4 protein-coding genes are annotated in these 3,445 nt (G+C 73.7%); 3 read left to right on the top strand and 1 reads right to left on the bottom strand.

Annotated features, from left to right (window positions below; genetic code table 11):
• The coding region (locus tag FNX44_RS25145) for an esterase/lipase family protein (protein ID WP_143651288.1) at positions 1 to 861 on the bottom strand (861 nt) is incomplete at its 3' end.
• 66 nt (positions 862 to 927) lie between these two features.
• Here FNX44_RS25145 and FNX44_RS25140 point away from each other — a divergent pair.
• From FNX44_RS25140 to FNX44_RS25130, 3 genes are all read left to right on the top strand, one after another.
• Positions 928 to 1,875, top strand: a complete 948-nt coding sequence (locus tag FNX44_RS25140; protein WP_143651287.1) for a MerR family transcriptional regulator — start codon at positions 928 to 930, stop codon at positions 1,873 to 1,875.
• A gap of 148 nt (positions 1,876 to 2,023) precedes the next feature.
• On the top strand, positions 2,024 to 2,557 hold the full coding sequence (locus tag FNX44_RS25135; RefSeq protein WP_143651286.1) for an NUDIX hydrolase: 534 nt from the start codon (positions 2,024 to 2,026) through the stop codon (positions 2,555 to 2,557).
• A 70-nt stretch (positions 2,558 to 2,627) separates the two neighbouring features.
• Entirely contained in the window at positions 2,628 to 3,254 is a 627-nt protein-coding gene (locus FNX44_RS25130) for a hypothetical protein (RefSeq protein WP_143651285.1), read from the top strand.
• The last annotated feature ends 191 nt before the right edge of the window (positions 3,255 to 3,445 follow it).

Genomic DNA, 3,445 nt, shown 5'->3' with positions numbered 1-3,445 from the left:
GTCGAGGAGGAACGGGCGCAGGTGGGCGGGCGGCTCCGGAGGTGAGGCGGAGTCCGGGGAGGTGGCGGAGTCCGTGGAGGTGGCGGAGTCCGTGGAGGTGGTGCGGAGGCGGTGTCCTTGGCCGGTGGCCGCCCGCAGCAGGACGTCGGCGAGTTCGGCGGGGGCGGACAGCATCGGCCAGTGGCCGGTGTCGAGTTCGAAGAGGGTGACGCGCGGCTCGGTGAGCGCGCGCAGACGCGGGTCGCCGAGCTCGACCAGGTGTTGAAGCAGGGCGATGGAGCTGCCGTTGGCCGTGCACAGCACGCCGGTGGTGGGGAGGGTGTCGACGGCGCCGGTGAGGTGGAGTGGTTGGGTCAGGGTGCGTATGGGGTGAGGGGTGGCGAGCCGGGAGAGGCGGTCCAGGTCGTGCGGGGTCAGCCCGGCTGGGCTGCCGTAGCGTGACCAGCCGTCGCCCGCGCCGGGCGGCGTGAGATGCGCGTCGCGGGTGGCCTCCGACGTCAGTCGTTCCCTCAGGGACTGGTCGGGGACGAGTGTGAGGGCGGGGTCGCCGTTCTGGGGCAGGCCGGCGTCGAGGTGGACGACGCGCCGGCGCGGGCGGGCGTCCGCACGGCGGTCGGCGGCGCCGAGCACCGGGTGGATGCCGTAGCCGTGCCCGACGAGCACGGTGTCGGCGTCCGTGTCGATCCGGTCGACGACGTGGAGGACTTCAGCGATGTGGGCCTCCAGGTCGACGTCGCCGCCGGGCAGCGTCACGGGGTGCGCCTCGGCGCCGGCCGACCGTAGCCGGTCGGCGAGGTCCCGCCAGATCCAGCCGCCGGTGAACAGGCCCGGTACCAGCACAAAGGCAGTCTTCGCAGCCATCGCAGTCCCTCCTCGATCCGCTTCGGGTCGGTACGGTAGGAACTCCCCCTGAGGGAGGTTCAACCCATGCCGGAGCGGGGCGACTTGTGGAGTATCGGGGAGCTGGCCGCCCGCGCGGGCGCCACGGTCAAGACGGTCCGCTTCTACTCGGATCGCGGCCTGCTGCCGGAGGCCGGGCGCAGCGCCGGCGGTCATCGGCGGTACGGGCCCGACTCCCTGGACCGGCTCCGGCTCATCCGTGCGCTGCGCGGTCTTGATCTCCCGGTCCCGGACGTCGCGCGCCTGGTCAGCGGCGAGGGCACGGCGCTCGGGGACGACGCCGTCGTACGGGACGTCGTCGCGGCGCGGTTGGCGGACCTCCGGTCGCGGATGGCCGCGCTGCGCTGGCGGGAGGCCGCGCTGCGGCTGCTCCAGGACTGCACGGCGGAGGAGCGGGCCGAGCGGTTGGTGCTGATCGGCCGCGTCTCCACGCCGCCCGACACGGCGGCGCTGGTCTCCTTCTGGCGGCGTTGGCTGCCGCCGGGCCTCCCGCCCCGGGTGGTCGACCTGGTGCTGGAGCAGGCGGTTCCGGTGCTGCCGCCCGACCCCACACCGGAGTGGTTCCTGACCTTCGCCCGCCTGCACGCCTTCACCTCCGCACTCCGCCCGGCGAAGCGCGGCAGCCAGCCGACGGCGCACCGCCGCGAGAGCGGGCAGCGTCCCGCCGTGCTGTACGAGGGGTTGACCGAGGCGTTCGCGCTCGCGTCCCCCGCCGTCCGTGCGGGCGACGGTCCGCGCCCCGGCGACGCGCTCGACCGCTTTGTGGCGGCGTACGCGGAGACGGCGAACACCCGCGACAGCCCCGCGTTCCGCCGAGCGCTGAGCCGCCAACTGGCGGTCGAGCCCCGGCTGGACCGCTACTGGGAGCTGGCCGCCCGGCTGTCCCCGCCCGGCACCGTGACCCCGGGCGCCGCCCACGACTGGCTCGCGCGGGCGCTCACCGCGCAGACGGCGCCGGGGGCGGCACCGCCCTGACCACGCCGTCCGCCCTCACAACCCCCGTCGGTGTCTCCGTCACCCGATGGAGGGCTCTGCGGCGTGATCTCCCTTCCCCTTGCCCCGATCGTGTGAGACTCAGCTGACCGGGCCGCGTGGGCACGGCAGTTGAGAGGGGCGGCGTCGGATGCGCTGGCAGACGCATGGCGAGCGGCGGATCTACAGCGACCAGTGGGTCAACCTCTGCGCGGTCGACGTGCAGCAGCCGGACGGGCTGCGGCTGGACTACCGCGTCGTACGGCTGCGGCACCTCGCCGTGGCCGCCGTCGTGAACGAGCGTCGTGAGGTGCTGATGATGTGGCGGCACCGCTTCATCACCGACTGCTGGGCGTGGGAGCTGCCGATGGGTCTGGTGGAGGAGGGCGAGACGCCGGGCGACGCCGCCGCGCGGGAGGCACTGGAGGAGACCGGCTGGCGGCCGGGCCCGATGCGTCCGCTGATCTACGCCGAGCCGGCCAACGGCATCACGGACTCGCAGCACCACGTCTTCCGCGCCGACGGCGCGACGTACGTGGGCCCGCCGACGGAGAAGAACGAGTCCGACCGGATCGAGTGGGTTCCGCTGGCCGAGGTACGGGGAATGATCGACCGCCGCGAGGTGGTCAGCAGCGGCTCCCTCGTAGGCCTCCTCTACCTCCTCCTGGACGAGCCGACGGGCTGACGGGCTGACGTCTGCGGCCTCGCCGGAAATCCCGTTGCCGGCCCTGTTCCGCTCAGCGCACGCTCATGCCGTGAACGTTGACGACGAGAGGGAGATCCTGGCCGGCTTTGTGCCGTGCCGGCCGGTGCCGCGCCTGAGCTGGATGGACCCGCGGGTGGTGCCGACGCCCCTTGTCACGATCAGCGACTGCCTGGAGGAGACGCCGCGCCCCGAGTTCTGGGCCTGGTACACGACCCGAGGCGCCGCCGAGCGGGCGCGCGCCGAGAGCTGCCCCGACGGCCGGCTGCTCGCGGTCGGCCTGCGGACGACGGACGCGCGGGAACTCGCCGAGAGGCTGAGGGAGTCAAGCGGCTACGCGCAGAGCACCTGGCGCGGCGAACCGACCCCGTACGGGCTGCTGACAGCCGCCGAGCCGGTCCCGACGGCCGGCCGCGGGCTGGGCTTCGACGTCGTCGGCCTGGAGTGGGCGGTCTCGTCCGTCCACTCGTGGCTGTGCCACAGTTACGAGACGGAAGTGCGGCACGAACTCGGCGTCCGCCTCAACAGCCTGGGCCTGCTGGAGACTCACGAGGACGCGAGCGCCGTCCTCGCCCACCTGGACGGCCAGCCGCCGGAGAACGCGCCGGAGCCCGCCTTCTGGACGTTCGTGTCGCTCACCGAGTGCGCCCCGGGGCGCCCTGAGCGGTCAGCCCGCTGACGACGGCAGCGGCAGCGATAGTTTCACCGGCGATAGTCTCACCGGCGAAACTATCGCCGGCGCTACCGACCGTGTGTGCTGCATATCTCGCTTAGAGTGTCCGCCCGTTCCCGCCAAGCGGGGTCGGGCGGCGGGAGCGCGGGCGGGGAGTGGGCTCGTCCGCCGCCCGGTCGGGTACGGGCGTTCGGTAG

The organism is Streptomyces alkaliterrae, from assembly GCF_007097205.2.
Lineage (GTDB): Bacteria > Actinomycetota > Actinomycetes > Streptomycetales > Streptomycetaceae > Streptomyces > Streptomyces alkaliterrae.
The sequence above is the reverse complement of the archived record's forward strand: the minus strand, read 5'-3'. Positions and strand labels throughout refer to the sequence as shown.

Excerpts from the sequence above, each read along its gene's own strand:
- FNX44_RS25140 (WP_143651287.1), top strand. The coding sequence starts at position 928 with ATGCCGGAGCGGGGCGACTTGTGGAGTATCGGGGAGCTGGCCGCCCGC.
- FNX44_RS25135 (WP_143651286.1), top strand. The coding sequence starts at position 2,024 with ATGCGCTGGCAGACGCATGGCGAGCGGCGGATCTACAGCGACCAGTGG.